The sequence below is a fragment of the Mesorhizobium sp. Root552 genome (assembly GCF_001427285.1).
Classification (GTDB): Bacteria; Pseudomonadota; Alphaproteobacteria; order Rhizobiales; family Rhizobiaceae; genus Mesorhizobium.
This window is the reverse complement of the sequence record NZ_LMFV01000056.1, coordinates 169,077-184,472: the sequence shown is the minus strand read 5'-3', so window position 1 is coordinate 184,472 and position 15,396 is coordinate 169,077. Positions and strand designations below refer to the sequence as shown.

Annotated in this window: 14 protein-coding genes, 1 tRNA gene and 2 pseudogenes; 10 read left to right on the top strand and 7 right to left on the bottom strand. The window is 60.1% G+C overall.

Annotated elements, in window-relative coordinates; all coding sequences use genetic code 11:
* Positions 1-179: 179 nt before the first annotated feature.
* On the top strand, positions 180-2,321 hold the full coding sequence (locus ASD50_RS18530) for a sodium-translocating pyrophosphatase (protein ID WP_056244390.1): 2,142 nt from the start codon (positions 180-182) through the stop codon (positions 2,319-2,321).
* 75 nt (positions 2,322-2,396) lie between these two features.
* Here ASD50_RS18530 and ASD50_RS18525 read toward each other — a convergent pair whose 3' ends face one another.
* A complete protein-coding gene (locus ASD50_RS18525; RefSeq protein ID WP_056244809.1) occupies positions 2,397-2,846 on the bottom strand; it encodes a BA14K family protein in 450 nt (149 codons plus the stop codon).
* A 384-nt stretch (positions 2,847-3,230) separates the two neighbouring features.
* On the opposite strand from ASD50_RS18525, the gene ASD50_RS18520 reads away from it, so the two are divergent.
* Positions 3,231-3,305, top strand: a tRNA-Lys gene (locus ASD50_RS18520).
* Between the two features lie 309 nt (positions 3,306-3,614).
* On the top strand, positions 3,615-3,788 hold the full coding sequence (locus tag ASD50_RS23285; protein ID WP_156465169.1) for a hypothetical protein: 174 nt from the start codon (positions 3,615-3,617) through the stop codon (positions 3,786-3,788).
* Positions 3,789-3,882: 94 nt separating this feature from the next.
* Here ASD50_RS23285 and dprA read toward each other — a convergent pair.
* The 4 genes and pseudogenes from dprA to ASD50_RS18495 all read right to left on the bottom strand — a co-directional run bounded on the left by dprA (position 3,883) and on the right by ASD50_RS18495 (position 7,885).
* Positions 3,883-5,020, bottom strand: a pseudogene (dprA, locus tag ASD50_RS18510) (DNA-processing protein DprA).
* A complete protein-coding gene (gene plsY, locus ASD50_RS18505) occupies positions 5,017-5,604 on the bottom strand; it encodes a glycerol-3-phosphate 1-O-acyltransferase PlsY (RefSeq protein WP_056244385.1) in 588 nt (195 codons plus the stop codon). Before plsY ends, dprA begins: the two are co-directional and overlap by 4 nt.
* A gap of 35 nt (positions 5,605-5,639) precedes the next feature.
* Positions 5,640-6,926 carry a dihydroorotase gene (locus ASD50_RS18500; protein WP_056244381.1) on the bottom strand — a complete coding sequence of 429 codons (1,287 nt, stop codon included), beginning with the start codon at positions 6,924-6,926 and terminating at the stop codon, positions 5,640-5,642.
* Positions 6,926-7,885, bottom strand: a complete 960-nt coding sequence (locus tag ASD50_RS18495; RefSeq protein WP_056244379.1) for an aspartate carbamoyltransferase catalytic subunit — start codon at positions 7,883-7,885, stop codon at positions 6,926-6,928. Before ASD50_RS18495 ends, ASD50_RS18500 begins: the two co-directional genes overlap by 1 nt.
* 174 nt (positions 7,886-8,059) lie before the next feature.
* Between ASD50_RS18495 and ASD50_RS18490 the strand changes: the two genes are divergently transcribed.
* Entirely contained in the window at positions 8,060-9,691 is a 1,632-nt protein-coding gene (locus tag ASD50_RS18490; RefSeq protein WP_056244376.1) for an acyl-CoA dehydrogenase family protein, read from the top strand.
* 190 nt (positions 9,692-9,881) lie between these two features.
* Positions 9,882-10,157, top strand: a pseudogene (locus ASD50_RS24000) (DUF6105 family protein); the annotation flags it as partial.
* A gap of 12 nt (positions 10,158-10,169) precedes the next feature.
* Here ASD50_RS24000 and ruvX read toward each other — a convergent pair.
* A complete protein-coding gene (gene ruvX / locus ASD50_RS18485; protein WP_056244805.1) occupies positions 10,170-10,646 on the bottom strand; it encodes a Holliday junction resolvase RuvX in 477 nt (158 codons plus the stop codon).
* 75 nt (positions 10,647-10,721) lie between these two features.
* On the opposite strand from ruvX, the gene ASD50_RS18480 reads away from it, so the two are divergent.
* The 5 genes from ASD50_RS18480 to ASD50_RS18460 all read left to right on the top strand — a co-directional run bounded on the left by ASD50_RS18480 (position 10,722) and on the right by ASD50_RS18460 (position 14,684).
* Positions 10,722-11,429 carry a metal-dependent hydrolase gene (locus ASD50_RS18480; RefSeq protein ID WP_056244373.1) on the top strand — a complete coding sequence of 236 codons (708 nt, stop codon included), beginning with the start codon at positions 10,722-10,724 and terminating at the stop codon, positions 11,427-11,429.
* A 107-nt stretch (positions 11,430-11,536) separates the two neighbouring features.
* The gene (gatC, locus tag ASD50_RS18475; RefSeq protein WP_056244369.1) at positions 11,537-11,824 is read left to right on the top strand and encodes an Asp-tRNA(Asn)/Glu-tRNA(Gln) amidotransferase subunit GatC; all 288 of its coding nucleotides are present in this window, start codon (positions 11,537-11,539) and stop codon (positions 11,822-11,824) included.
* 3 nt (positions 11,825-11,827) lie between these two features.
* Complete coding sequence (locus ASD50_RS18470; RefSeq protein WP_056244365.1) at positions 11,828-12,295, top strand: GNAT family N-acetyltransferase; 468 nt, start codon at positions 11,828-11,830, stop codon at positions 12,293-12,295.
* Complete coding sequence (locus tag ASD50_RS18465) at positions 12,295-13,860, top strand: amidase family protein (RefSeq protein ID WP_056244362.1); 1,566 nt, start codon at positions 12,295-12,297, stop codon at positions 13,858-13,860. The genes ASD50_RS18470 and ASD50_RS18465 overlap by 1 nt, the downstream gene beginning before the upstream one ends.
* 26 nt (positions 13,861-13,886) lie before the next feature.
* Complete coding sequence (locus ASD50_RS18460) at positions 13,887-14,684, top strand: YdcF family protein (RefSeq protein WP_056244358.1); 798 nt, start codon at positions 13,887-13,889, stop codon at positions 14,682-14,684.
* A 3-nt stretch (positions 14,685-14,687) separates the two neighbouring features.
* Here the strand turns inward: ASD50_RS18460 and ASD50_RS18455 are convergent, their stop codons facing one another.
* A complete protein-coding gene (locus ASD50_RS18455; RefSeq protein WP_056244353.1) occupies positions 14,688-15,392 on the bottom strand; it encodes a TIGR02281 family clan AA aspartic protease in 705 nt (234 codons plus the stop codon).
* Positions 15,393-15,396 lie beyond the last annotated feature (4 nt).

Below are 15,396 nucleotides of genomic sequence, written 5' to 3'. Positions count from 1 at the left end.
ACCGCCGATATCTTATCCTTTAGGGCGAAAACGGGGCAAAAACCGAACAATATCTTGACGTTCGTTCACCTGTTTCGCATAAGCCGCTGCGAACGATCGGATTCCGCAACCGGGTCCGGTTTCGTCTCCATCGGCCCGGAGGGGGGTTCTTTCGGGCCATCACTCGAGGAAAATCCGGCATGACTATGCTCTACGTCGTCATCGCCTGCGGTCTGCTCTCTGTCCTATACGCCATCTGGGCGACACAGTCGGTACTAGCTTCCGACCAGGGCAATGCACGCATGCAGGAAATCTCCGCGGCCATCCGCGAAGGCGCCCAAGCCTACCTGGCGCGCCAGTACACCACCATCGCCATCGTTGGCGTCGTTGTATTTATCCTGGCTTGGTGGCTGCTTTCGACAACCGCTGCATTCGGTTTCCTGGTTGGTGCGGTCTTGTCGGGCGCTGCCGGCTTCATCGGTATGCATGTCTCGGTTCGTGCCAATGTGCGCACCGCGCAGGCTGCTTCCAACAGCCTCGCCGCAGGCCTGGACATAGCTTTCAAGTCGGGCGCCATTACAGGCATGCTGGTTGCCGGCCTCGCGCTGCTCGGCGTGTCGGTCTATTATTGGGTTCTGACCGGCCCGCTCGGCCATGCGCCCGCCAGCCGTGAGGTTGTCGACGCTCTTGTCGCGCTCGGCTTCGGCGCATCTCTCATCTCGATCTTTGCCCGTCTCGGCGGCGGCATCTTCACCAAGGGTGCGGACGTCGGCGGCGATCTCGTCGGTAAGGTCGAAGCAGGTATCCCGGAAGATGATCCGCGCAACCCGGCTACCATCGCTGACAACGTTGGCGACAATGTCGGCGACTGCGCGGGCATGGCCGCGGACCTATTCGAGACCTACGCCGTGACGGTTGTTGCGACGATGGTCCTGGCTGCCATCTTCTTTGGCGCGGCTCCGAACCTTGCTGAAATGATGCTCTATCCGCTGGTCATCTGCGGCGTCTGCATCGTTACCTCGATCGTCGGCACCTTCTTCGTAAAGCTCGGCTCCAACGGCTCGATCATGGGCGCGCTCTACAAGGGCCTCATCGTCACTGGCGTTCTGTCGGTCGGCGGTCTTGCCGTTGCCAACCAGTTGACCATCGGCTGGGGCGACGTTGGTACAGCCAACGGCGTCGCGTTGACGGGTACCAGCTTGTTTGTCTGCGGCCTGATCGGCCTTGTGGTGACAGCATTGATCGTGGTGATTACCGAGTACTACACAGGCACCAACAAGCGCCCGGTCAACTCGATTGCCCAGGCTTCGGTGACCGGCCACGGCACCAATGTGATCCAGGGCCTCGCGGTTTCACTGGAATCGACGGCGCTTCCGGCCATCGTCATTGTGGGCGGCATCATCGCCACCTTCCAGCTCGCAGGTCTGTTCGGTACAGCGATAGCCGTCACCACCATGCTCGGCCTGGCCGGCATGATCGTGGCGCTCGATGCTTTCGGTCCGGTGACTGACAATGCCGGTGGCATTGCCGAAATGTCCGGCCTGCCCAAGGAAGTGCGTCATTCGACGGATGCGCTCGATGCGGTCGGCAACACGACCAAGGCTGTTACAAAGGGCTACGCCATCGGTTCGGCCGGCCTCGGCGCGCTGGTGCTGTTCGCTGCATATTCCAACGATCTGCAGTTCTTTGCCGCGAATGGTGCTCAGTACCCGTACTTCGCTGATATGGGTACCGTATCGTTCGATCTTTCGAATCCGTACGTTGTCGCCGGCCTGATCTTCGGCGGCCTGATCCCGTACCTGTTCGGCGGCATCGCCATGACCGCTGTTGGTCGCGCTGCCGGCTCCATCGTCGAGGAAGTGCGCAAGCAGTTCCGCGAAGATCCGGGCATCATGCAGGGCACATCCAAGCCGAACTACGCCCGCGCGGTCGACCTTCTGACCAAGGCAGCGATCAAGGAAATGATCATTCCGTCGCTGCTGCCGGTTCTGGCTCCGCTGGTGGTTTATTTCGGCGTGCTGCTTATTTCGGGCTCGAAGGCGTCTGCCTTTGCCGCACTTGGTGCCTCGCTGCTGGGCGTTATCGTCAACGGCCTCTTCGTCGCCATCTCGATGACCTCGGGCGGCGGCGCGTGGGACAACGCCAAGAAGTCGTTCGAAGACGGCTTCACGGACAAGGATGGCGTCAAGCACCTCAAGGGCTCTGAAGCGCACAAGGCTTCGGTCACTGGTGACACCGTCGGCGATCCCTACAAGGATACCGCTGGTCCCGCCGTCAACCCGGCGATCAAGATCACCAACATCGTGGCGCTGCTGCTGCTGGCGGTTCTCGCTCACAGCTAGACCAAGACGTCTCGTCAATAAAAAGACCCGCAGGATCGATCCTGCGGGTCTTTCTTTAGGTGCTGCCCCTACAGGTTACCGATAGGGCGAATAGCACTGCCGGCGCGGGCCGTTGTAAGGTTGGAACGTGTTGTCGTAGGCCCGGTAACTCCGATAGCGGTCGTAACACCAGCGCACATGGGTATTGCCGCCCGCATATGGAGGCGGCGCGTCGTTCGCGATGGCTCCGGCGATGATTGCACCTGCGGCAAAGGCTGCAAGCGGGAACCAGAAATCGCCGTGACGGCGGTAACCGCGCCGATACTCGCGATAGCCGCGGTGGCCATTGTAATATGCGCTATCCCGATCCCGGTAGAATCCGCGTCTTTGCCATGGCCGATAGTCGACTGGCTGTACCTTCAACGGTGACGCCGCAGATTGCGCGTGCGGTGCATAGAGTGGTGCCGCGCGGGCAGCGGTCGGGCTTGCGGCAAGAAACGAGGCCGAAAGGACGGACGCCAACAAACCTGTAACAACGCGTTTCATGATTTTCTCCTGAAAACGGAAAAACAAAATTCTTTCGCTAAACCAACGTGAAATCGGGGAAATTGTTCCCGTTAGAAGTTATATTTGATGGTCATAATATAAAGATGACTGACCTCAGAGATTGTTCTGAGAACGCGCCGAAATAATTGGACCTGATTTTAGATGGCAGACCGTCGATGCCGCTTGGTACAAATGTGAATAAGAGCGAAAACACCGCATTTTTTCCGGTTGACCGGTTGGAGCTCCCTCCCTATGTTCCGCGCAATTCCGGGGTTGATCGCGCCTTGGAAATGCTGCGGCTCTGTCCTGGGCAGCGCGAAGCAAGTTTCCTTTGGAATGACCCGAAGGGCAGGTCGTCCCGGCCAAGGTCTGGACGCTTTGGATGGGCCGGTAGCTCAGCGGTAGAGCACGTGACTTTTAATCATGTGGTCGAGGGTTCGATCCCCTCCCGGCTCACCATCTCAACCAAGTAGATCAATTACTTGTATTACCGATGAAAACTCTCGGAACGTCATTTTCGGCGGCATGAGATTTAAGGCTTCGGGGACGCGCAACGACCTCGCTTGACTGACTGCCTATATCTGGCACTAATAAAGTCTGGCGGTATCGGGTGATGCAATGTTCCAGCAGATTTTCGCAATTTTGTCTTCGGTTATCGGCGCTGCCGTCGTTGTAGGCGTAGCGGGCGCGATTGTAGGCGAAGCACTACGATTTATCAGCCGCCGCGTTACCAACCCCAGGATTGCGTGGCTTTGTGGAAATCTATCCTTGGGCGAGGGATTCGGTCTCGGCTTGCTCGCTGCCAGTTTCATCGTTGCGGGAGCCTATGTGGCGGCCAGCGGCGGCGGCGCTGAATATGGGTACGCTTGGCTTCGCTACTTGGTGGGAGCTGCCGTAGCCTTCGCCGCGTACGGCATCGTGGCATCACGCCGGTCCGCCTGACCGAAGTAAGCCTGCCGCCTAGCCACAACTTGGAAGGTCAGGTTTCAGCAATACGCAGGCTTGCTGGAATTTGCTTGCGAACGGCGCATTCGGTCTATGCATCTCGAAACACCAGCGAAACGCTGCCGCCGCTGTGGCGTTCAAGGCGCCCCGCTAGATCCAACTCCAGAAGCACCATCGAAACCTGCGCGGGATGGAGGCGGGTGTGTGCGATGATCTCATCGATTTCAATAGGTGTCGGTCCCAGAGCTTCCACGATGAGACTACGCTCATCATCGCCGTGAGACGGGCTGTGTGACAGGTCGGGCGGTTCCTCAAGCAGAAGGTTTGGCGTTCCCGGTCGAGCGGAAAGTGGGGCTACTGCGCTCAGTACGTCCGAAGCGTCTGTCACAAGGGTCGCACCGTCCTTCAATAGTCCGTTGGTGCCGCCAGCACGCGGATCAAGTGGCGATCCGGGAACGGCAAACACCAGCCGCCCCATTTCGCCGGCCAGCCTTGCGCTGATCAGCGAACCGGAACGTTTCGCGGCCTCGATGACAACCAGCCCGAGAGCCATTCCTGCGACAAGTCGGTTGCGTCGCGGGAAATCTTGGGCCCTCGGCTGCCACCCGAACGGCATCTCCGACACGACGGCACCACCACGTCGGGCAATTTCGCTGCAAAGACCAGCATTTTCCGGTGGATAGGGCATATCCAATCCCCCGGCCAGAACGCCGATTGTACCGCTCTCCAAGCTCCCCTGATGCGCAGCCGTGTCGATCCCGCGAGCAAGGCCCGAGACGATGCTGTAGCCCTCGCGTCCAATTTCGCCGGCTAGCGTTCTTGCCATCTTGATACCGGCCAGCGAGGCATTGCGCGCGCCGACAATGGCGATCGCCGGCAGACGGAAAACCTCTCCTTTGCCAATGATGGCCAACACCGGCGGGGGGGTGATCGATCACCTTGAGCAGCGGCGGATAGTCCGGCTCACCGATGCACACGAACCTTGCGCCGTGCCGGTTTGCCGTGTCCATCTCGGCTTCGATATCCGAAACGCCTGGAATGTGTAATGTTCTTTTTGAGCCGGTAGCCGCCATCAGTTCTGGCAGCATTTCAAGGGCTGTTTCCGCCGATCCGAACCGGTTGACCAGATCCCGAAATGACGCAGGCCCGACATTCGAGGTTCGGATCAGCCTGAGCCAGGCGATCCGTTGCCGGTCGCTCAACCTTGGCCCGCACTGCACCTGTGTCACCCCTTGGCCCCGATCCGACCTTCCGTTCCGGCCATCAGGCGCGAGATATTGGTGCGATGCTTGTAGATCAGGATGATACTCATTACCGCAAACAAGCCGGCAATGGCTGGTGTCGCGAGAAACCATAGCGCGATTGGAACGACGACTGCCGCACTCAACGCGGCAAGCGACGAATAGCGGAACAGCATTGCCACCAGCAACCATACCGCCGCGAAGATCAGTGCCACCTGCCAGACCAGGCCTATCAGCACGCCGAGATAGGTTGCGACACCCTTGCCGCCTTTGAAACCCAGCCAGGCCGGAAACAGATGGCCAAGGAACGCTCCGAAACCGGCAAAAAGCCCAAGCTCCATTCCATAGTATCTGGCAATCAGGACGGCAGCGGTTCCCTTCAGCATGTCCAGAATAAGCGTAGCGGCGGCGAGTTTCTTGTTGCCGGTGCGCAGCACGTTGGTTGCGCCGATGTTACCCGAGCCGATGGAGCGCACGTCGCCAAGGCCGGCGGCGCGGGTCAAAAGCAGGCCGAAAGGAATCGACCCGAGCAGATAGCCGAATATCAGGGCCGCGATTGCAGCGTAGGTCATGTTTCCCCCTCGGCTGACCGGTTCGAAGCGCCGGTCTAGGCCGAAAATACTGTGCGGCCCGCAACCATCGTTTGCAAGACCTTGCCTTGCAGCCGCGCGCCTTCGAAACAGGTATTCTTGGAGCGCGAGCGAATACCGTTTTCGCTTACGATCCATGGCTCTTCGAGGTCAACCAGCGCGAGGTCGGCCGGCGCGCCGGATTTCAACGAACCACCCGGCAGGCCAAACAGCCTTGCAGGGGCCGTGGATAGCGTTTCTATCAAGCGTATCAGCGGCACTTCGTCATTGTGATGAAGTCGGAGCGCCACTGCCAGAACTGTCTCCAGTCCCACTGCGCCGGCAGCGGCATCAGCAAAAGGCACGCGTTTGGTATCGACGTCCTGTGGATCGTGCGAGGAAACGATCAGGTCGACCGTGCCGTCCTTGATCGCCTCGATCATTGCCAGCCGGTCATCCTCGGCTCGGAGTGGGGGCGCAAGCCGGAAGAACGTGCGATATTCACCGACATCATTCTCGTTTAGCGACAGGTTGTGGATGGCGACGCCGGCCGTCACGTTCGCACCATCGCTCTTGGCCCGCTTGACTGCATCGGCTGCCGTGGCCGTCGAGATCTTGGCGGCATGGTAGTTGCCGCGTGTTAGGCGAGCCAGGGCAAGATCGCGTTCAAGCGGGATCGTCTCCGCCTCGCGCGGGATGCCTGGCAACCCAAGCCAGCTTGCATACAGCCCTTCATTCATGACGCCAGCCGAGGCAAGGTCGGCATCCTGCGTCTCGTGCGCGACAACCGCCCCGAAATCGCGGGCATAAGTCAGCGCTCTGCGCATTACCAGCGAGTTGGCGATGGTATTCCGGCCGTCGGTGAAGGCGACGGCGCCGGCCTCTCGCAGCAAGCCGAACTCCGTCATTTCCCGGCCATCGAGGCCCTTGGTGATCGCGGCGGCGGGGAAAATGTTGACGCTTGCCGTATCCTTGGCGGTGCGCAGCACGAATTCCACCAAGGCGACATTGTCGATCACTGGATCGGTGTCAGGCATCATCACGATTGAGGTGATTCCGCCCGCAGCCGCTGCCGCACTGGCTGACGCAATCGTTTCGCGATGTTCGCCACCCGGTTCGCCGATGAAGACGCGGCTGTCCACCAAGCCCGGAATGACAGCCCTGCCTGCACAGTCGATCACCGTTGCGCCTTCGGGTGCGCCCTGGTTCAAAGCAGCCTTGCCGGCCGCAGCGATTTTCTTGCCGTCGACGACCACCGAGCCAATCTCGTCGACACCCCGTGACGGGTCGATGACACGGGCGTGGCTGAAAACTGTCGTGGCCATCAACCGCGCCCCTCGGGGTTGCGGCGCGGATCGAGCAGCGCCTCCATCACCGCCATGCGCACGGCAACACCCATTTCGACCTGTTCCTGGATTACGCTCTGCGGTCCGTCCGCGATTTCCGAGGCGATTTCCACGCCCCGGTTCATTGGCCCGGGGTGCATCACCAGGGCGTCTTCCTTCGCCGCTTTCAGCTTTTCAGCGTCGAGGCCGAAGTAACGGAAATACTCGCGCACCGATGGTACGAAGCTGCCCGCCATGCGCTCGCGCTGCAGGCGCAGCATCATAACGACGTCTGCATCTTTCAGGCCTTCGGCCATCGAACGGGCCACGATAACTCCCATGCGCTCGATGCCGGATGGCAAAAGCGTGGAGGGAGCAACCACCCGCACCTGCGCGCCGAGTGCGTTCAGCAAAATGATGTTGGAGCGCGCCACGCGCGAATGAAGGATGTCGCCGCAGATCGCCACTATCAGTTTCGACAGCGGACCCTTGGCGCGGCGGATGGTCAGTGCGTCTAGCAAGGCCTGCGTCGGATGTTCGTGCGTGCCGTCGCCGGCGTTCACCACCGAGCAGCCCACTTTTTGGGCGAGTAGTGCTGCGGCTCCCGCGGACTGATGGCGAATGATCAGTATATCGGGGCGCATGGCGTTCAACGTCATCGCCGTGTCGATCAGCGTCTCACCCTTCTTCACCGAAGAGCTCGCCACCGACATATTCATGACATCGGCGCCAAGACGTTTGCCCGCAAGTTCGAAAGAGGACTGTGTTCGGGTCGATGCCTCATAGAACAGGTTGATCTGCGTGCGTCCTCGCAGCGTCGACGTCTTCTTCTCCGACTGGCGCGAAATCGCCACCGCGCGGTCGGCGCGTTCAAGCAATGTCTCTATGTCAGTTGGGGAAAGGTCTCTTATGCCAAGCAAGTGGCGGTGCGGGTAGATTGGCAGGGAGGTGTCTGTCATCGGGTGGACCATCTCTGGCCGGTGCTATAGGGGGCGCGCACTGGCCCCGCAAGCGCTGCCTTTGGATAGAGCTAATTCTCCCCGGTATTTTCGTCGCGCTCCCATGCGACAATCGTCTATAAAGCCGCTGTTGCTGCGGATTCGACCGCGGCGGGCAGATTACAAGGACAGGGCGTGACCGACGACGTGACGAACCAGCCGCCGCCGCTGACCGGCACCAACGCCTGGCGGGGCGACCCTTTACTTATTCAATTGGCCGAGCAGTTCTCCGAGTCGGTACGCAAGGATCTCGATGGTCTTGGCCGCTTTGTCCTGACCCATGAAGCGCAGGAACTGGCGCGACTTGCCAACACGGACCTGCCGAAGCTGCGTACGCATGATCGGCAGGGCCGCCGTATCGACCAGGTGGAATATCATCCGGCATATCACGCGTTGATGCGTCGCTCGGTGGCCAGTGGCTTGCACTCCTCTATCTGGGAAAATGGGGATGCCGAAATAGGGCGGCGGCATCAGGTGCGCGCCGCACGTTTTTTCCTTACCGCGCAGCTCGAAACGGGTCATCTCTGCCCGATCACCATGACAAGCGCCTCGCTTGCAGCGCTCATGGCCAACACCAAGCTGTTCCGCGAATGGGCGCCGCGCGTTACGACGCGAAAATACGATCAGGGTCAAAAGCCACCGGTGGAAAAGACGGGGCTGACGCTTGGCATGGGCATGACGGAAAAGCAGGGCGGCACCGATGTACGTGCGAATCTCACACGTGCCGAACGCGCCGGGTCAACGGGCTTCTATCGTTTGAGTGGCCACAAATGGTTCATGTCCGCCCCGATGTCGGATGCTTTCCTGGTATTGGCCCAGGCAGCTGAGGGCCTGTCTTGCTTTCTGGTCCCTCGCATATTGGGGGACGGAACCGGCAACGGCTTCCGCTTCCAGCGTTTGAAGGACAAACTCGGCAACCGGTCGAATGCGTCTTCCGAGGTGGAGTTCGACGGTGCCATTGGCGAAATGGTTGGAGAGCCCGGGGCCGGCGTAAAGACGATCATGGATATGGTCACGCTCACCCGGCTCGATTGCGCGGTCGCTTCTTCCGCGCTTATGCGTGCCGGGCTTGCCGAAGCGATCCATCACGCGCGCTATCGGCAGGTATTCGGCGCAAAACTGATCGACCAGTCATTGATGCAGCGTGTACTTGCCGACATGGCGCTGGACGTTGCCGCAGCCACGGCACTGTCGTTTCGATTGGCCCGCTCGTTCGACGAAGCTGCAGGAGATCGCGGCGAAGCAGCCTTTGCCCGGGTGATGACACCAGTGGTCAAATACTGGGTCTGCAAGCTTGCTCCTGCCTTGCTTTACGAGGCCATGGAATGCCTTGGCGGCAATGGCTACGTCGAAGAAGCTCCCTTGGCTCGCTATTATCGCGAGGCACCGGTCAATGCGATCTGGGAAGGCTCGGGCAACGTCATGGCGCTGGACGTGCTGCGGGTACTGGACCGGGCGCCCGGACTGTTTGACGAAGTGTTGTCGGGAATTGACCGGGATCTCGGTGCCAGCGGACGAGGCACCATTGGTGTCTTGAAGGCGGCCATGCAAGTGGCGTCGACCGATGAAGGATCGGCGAGGTTGCTAACCGAGCAGTTGGCCTTGGCTGCCGCTGCGGCCGAGTTGCGCAGGTTGGGGGCAGGGCGAATCGCCGATGCCTTCGTCGAGACGCGTCTCGCCGGACAGTGGCGTACGACGTATGGAATGCTCGATTCGCGCCACGATTCGCGCCTCATCATCGATACGCTTTATCCGCAGACCAACTGACTTCAGCCAACGCTGCACCGTTCGCCGACGCCCTGTGCATATCCGTTAACCTTAATGAATGGTTTCATTTGCGGTGCTCGTCCGCAAGGCCCACAGTTAACGATACCTGAACGGACAAGGCCATGCGGACCGAACACAATTCATTGCTTGTTATTCCGTGCGCAAGCATGCGGGCGGAGGGGGCGTTCTGATGCGGTATATATTTGCGCTTTGGGCTGCGCCGCTCGTTCTGTTCTGGGGATGGTTTTTCGTCTCGTTCAACGACATGAACTTCGGCTACGTCATGTTGAGCAGGCAATTCCACGACTTGCTGTTTCAGATTTACGGCAACATCCTGGGCATCGACCCTGCCATCATTCCCGGAATGGTCGCCAAGGCCTGCATCATCGACACGCTATTGCTGGTGGCTTTCTGGGCATTTCGTCGCCGCAAGCTAATTTGGGCATGGGTTAAGGCGAAGCGGGCGGGAGTTGATCCGTCAGCGGTCGACGCCCAATTGACGGAGCCTGTCGAGAACGCCTTGCAGGATAAAAGCAGCAGCAGCCGAATCGATCTTGCCGGATCTTTTGTTCCGCGAAAAGTCCATCTCGATCAGGGTGCGCTCGGCAGCCACGGTCGATAGTCGTTCGTCCCAGAATGCAAACGGCAGTTCGGTCAGCTGCGCCATGTTGCGCACGAAGGCGCGTGATTTTTGCGCGCGTGGGCCTTCCGAGCCGTCCATATTGATCGGCAAGCCGATCACGACTGCGCCAACGCTCTCTTTTTGAAGCATCTGGAGAAGCGCTGCCGCATCGAGCGAAAACTTCCTGCGTATAATGACCGGACGCGGATGAGCGAAGGAAAACCGCTGGTCGGATATGGCGACGCCAATCGTCTTGTCACCAAGATCGAGACCGGCCACGGTCTTTCCCGATGCAAGATGCGCAGGAAGGTCTTCCACTTCAATTACGTTCAAGACGTGCCAGCCTTGCTTTGACATGGGTGGTCAGACTTCTATCCTTCAGAATAAAGAAAATCGAGGACGCTTGTTATGAAACTGACCTGGTATGGCCATTCTGCATTCCGCATTGACACCAAGGATGCGAGGATGCTGATTGACCCCTATCTGGTCGGCAATCCCTCATGGTCGGACGGATGGGAAGGCCCGGCTCATGGCATTACCCATGTGCTGCTCACACATGGTCATGACGATCACATCAGCGGCGCATTGGAAGTCTTGCAGAAGTCAGGTGCCATGCTGGTGGCCAATTTTGAGATATGCATGTTTATGGTTGGCAAGGGTGTCAGCGGCGACAAGATCAATCCCGGCAACATCGGTGGCACCGTTGATTGCGGTGCCTTTACCACGACCTTCGTTCAGGCATTGCATTCCTCATCGTCACAAGGAACGGGGGGCTCGAACATTTATCTCGGCAATCCGGGTGGACTGGTGCTGCATTTTCCCGATGAAGAGACGCTCTATCACATGGGCGATACCGACATCTTTTCCGACATGGCGCTCATCAACGAGTTGCACGAACCGAAGATCGGAATCGTGCCGGTTGGCGACCGCTTCACAATGGGCGGAGCAGTGGCAGCTTTGGCCTGTCGCCGCTTCTTCAAGTTCGAAACAGCCGTGCCTTGCCATTTCGGCACCTTCCCCATGATCGACCAGACGGCGGACAAGTTTGTCGCCGGCATGGAAGGCTCCGGGGTCAAGATTGCCTTGCCTAAGATCGGGCAGGCGATCGAAATTTGATTGATCGGCTGATCGTCGGTGCGGGGGCGGGACATGCAAGGTTGCGCAGTGCCCGCCGCGCGGCTATAGCCCAAGCAGGTTTTTCCAAGGCTTGAAGCAGGCTTCCGATGTCCGTTGATCTTCAGACAGTAAAGCGCGTGGCGCGCCTTGCCCGCATCGCGGTGAGCGATGAAGAGGCTTCGCGCATGACCGGCGAACTCAACACTATCCTCGGCTTCGTCGAGCAATTGGGCGAGGTCGATGTGTCGGGTGTAGAGCCGATGACCTCGGTTACGCCGATGGAGATGCGCAAGCGTCAGGACGCCGTCACAGATGGCAACAAGGCCGCTGATATCGTTGCCAACGCACCGGCAACCGAAGAGAATTTCTTCCTTGTGCCGAAGGTCGTGGAGTAGGCCTTGGAAGTCGAGATCGCCGTCGAGACGCCTTTGCAGGACGACGTGCGCGCGCTTGTCGCGGCGTTGAACGCCTATCTTATTCCACTGACGCCTCGCGAGTATCAATTTCAGTTGACGGTCGAGCAAATGGCAGAGCCATCGGTGACGCTGTTCGTCGCGCGTGACCAATCACGTCGCGCTACCGGTATGGGTGCGCTGAAAGACCACGGAGCCGGTCTTGGCGAAGTGAAGCGCATGTTCACACTTCCGGAAGTGCGCGGCCAGCGCGTTGGTTCGCTTCTCCTGCAACGCATCGAGGCGCTTGCGCGCGAGAAGGGCATTGGCCGCCTCGTACTCGAAACCGGAGAGGCGCCAGGCTTTGAACCCGCCTACCGCGTCTATGAGCGCGGCGGCTTCGAGAAATGCGGTGCGGTGCTCGACTACCCCGATTCCGGCCATTCCCGATTTTACGAAAAGAAGCTTTCCTGATGACCGATCTGACCAGATTGACGATAGCCGAGGCCCGAGCGAAGCTGCGTGGCAAGGAAATCAAGGCGGCGGAAATCACCGACGCCTATCTCGCGGCAATTGACCAGGCCAATCCGGTTCTCAATGCCTATGTCACCGTCACGCACGACAAGGCTTGTGACATGGCCAGGGCCTCGGATGCGCGTCTGGGCAAAGGTGAGGGTGGTGCGCTGGAAGGCATACCGCTTGGCATCAAGGATCTTTTTGCCACCGAGGGCATCCATACCCAGGCGTGCAGCCATGTTCTTGATGGTTTCAAGCCGCGTTACGAATCGACTGTCAGCGCCAATTTATGGGCTGACGGCGCTGTCATGCTGGGCAAGCTCAACATGGACGAATTTGCCATGGGGTCGTCAAACGAGACTTCCTATTATGGTCCCGTCATCAATCCTTGGCGGCGCTCTCGCATCGACACTTCGGTTGTTCCGACCACTCATGAAGGCGATGGTGGCTTCACGGCGCCGGGCGGCATCAAGACCGAGCGCGCGCTGGACAATGCCCAGCTGGTGCCTGGCGGCTCCTCAGGCGGTTCTGCCGCCGCCGTTTCCGCCTTCCTGTGCGCCGGGGCTACTGCCACCGACACCGGCGGATCGATCCGCCAGCCAGCCGCGTTCACCGGTACGGTCGGCATAAAGCCGACCTACGGCCGTTGCTCGCGCTGGGGCATCGCGGCTTTCGCCTCCTCGCTCGATCAGGCCGGGCCGATTGCGCGTGACGTGCGCGACGCGGCAATCCTGCTGAAGTCGATGGCATCAGTCGATGCCAAGGACACCACCTCGGTCGATAGACCTGTGCCGGACTACGAAGCGGCGATCGGACGTTCGATCAAGGGCATGAAGGTTGGCATTCCGAAGGAATACCGCGTCGACGGCATGCCGGAGGAAATCGAGACACTGTGGCAGAAGGGCATTGCCTGGTTGAAGGAGGCCGGTGCCGAGATCGTCGATATCTCCCTGCCGCACACCAAGTATGCCTTGCCCGCTTACTACATCGTGGCGCCCGCCGAGGCTTCGTCCAATCTCGCGCGCTATGACGGCGTCCGCTACGGCCTGCGCGTGCCGGGCAAGGACATCGTCGACATGTACGAGAAGACGCGCGCGGCAGGCTTCGGCAACGAGGTCAAGCGCCGCATCATGATCGGCACCTATGTGCTGTCGGCCGGCTATTACGACGCCTACTACCTGCAGGCGCAGAAGGTGCGCACCCTCATCAAGCGCGATTTCGAGAATGTCTTCGCCGCTGGCGTCGATGTCATCCTGACACCGGCGACGCCTTCTGCGGCTTTTGGCATCGCGGATGAGGATATGGCTTCCGATCCGGTCAAGATGTACCTGAACGACATCTTCACTGTCACCGTGAACATGGCCGGCCTGCCGGGCATTTCCGTACCGGCGGGTCTCGATCCCAAGGGACTGCCGCTTGGCTTGCAGCTAATTGGCCGGCCGTTCGAGGAAGAAACCTTGTTCCAGACCGCGCATGTCATCGAGCAAGCGGCGGGAACCTTCCAGCCGCAGAAGTGGTGGTAAGTTTCTTGATTGGATGAGGTCGAGGCATGTTCTTCTACCTCTCCAAATTCTTCTGGGCCATCGCGCAACCGCTCAACCTGGCCATCGTCCTGTTGCTGGCAGCACTTGTGGCTGCTTTCATCGGTCGGAGGCGGCTTTCGGTTGCGGGCAGCGCCTTGGCTTGCCTGATCCTCGCAATGTCCGCTTGGACGTCGGCGGGTGCGCTGATGCTGAACCCGCTGGAGGAGCGCTTCCAGCGTCCGCAGCCGCCTGCCGCAATCGACGGCATCGTCGTGCTGGGCGGCGGGTTCGAGGGCGCGATCAATCTGGCACGCGGCGGCTATGAGCTGAACAAGGCCGGTGACCGTTTCGTGGAAGCTGCGGTACTTGCGCGGCGCTATCCTGATGCGAAGATCGTCATATCCGGTGGGCTGGGTTCCGTATTGCTCGACGGTGAGGAAGACGCCACCACCGCTTCGCGCTTGCTGACGGCGCTCGGCGTTGCCCTGGAGCGCCTGGTCCTCGAGGGCAAGTCCCGCGATACCTACGAGAACGCGCTCTTCAGCAAGGAACTGGTAGCGCCGAAGCCCGGCGAGAGATGGCTGCTCGTGACCTCCGCCTTCCATATGCCGCGTTCCGTGGCACTATTCGAAAAGGCCGGCTTCGCCGTCATTCCCTGGCCGGTCGACTATCGTACATCGGGCAAGGAGGGCGTGGGCTTCTTTACCGACAACACGGCGGATTCGTTGCAGAATACCACCCTGGCAATCCGTGAGTGGATCGGCTTGGTCGCCTATTGGCTGTCGGGCAGGATCGACACGCCGTTTCCGGCACCCGCAAGCTGACCGTCAATCCCTGAGCGTCATCCGGTCGCCGCGTACATCGAAACCCGACAGCGAGCCGATGAAGTTCATGCCGAGCAGGCTCTGCTGCAACGCGCCGGGTGCCGCGACCAGCATCGGCATGTCGTGGCGAACGATATTGCCGATCGCGATCTCGTCGGCGCGCACCGCCGAGGCGCTTGCCGTTCCATTGGCGGTAGAAACCTGCACGGTATAGCGCAGCGTTTCCGGATCGAAGCCGACGGCGCGGGCGTCTTCCGTGGTCAGAACGGTCGATGTCGCACCGGTATCGACCACGGCGCTTATCTGCTTGCCGTTGATTGTCATCAGCGTTTCGAAATGGCCGCTGCGCGCCTTGTCCAAGGTCACGGTGGCGCGGCCGTCCTCGACGCTGAGCATCAGCGGGCTGCCCGGAACGAGGCCGGCGGTGACGCGGCTGGCGAAATCCTGCAGTTCGTAGCGGTATTGATAGCCGGCGATCAGCCCGAGGACGATCACCGCCCAGACGCCTAGTGTACCAAACATCTCGCCGAAACGGCGGCCCGAGCGCAACAATCCCGCACCGATCACCGCACCCAATACGCCGAGCCAGATCAACTGGCCGAAGTCGTCATTGGCAAAGCCCAGTGTACTGCCCGAAGAATGGTTGAGAATGAGCATGGCGAGCGCCACGCCAATGATGCCGAGGATGATCCAGAGGCCGCGGCTCATATCG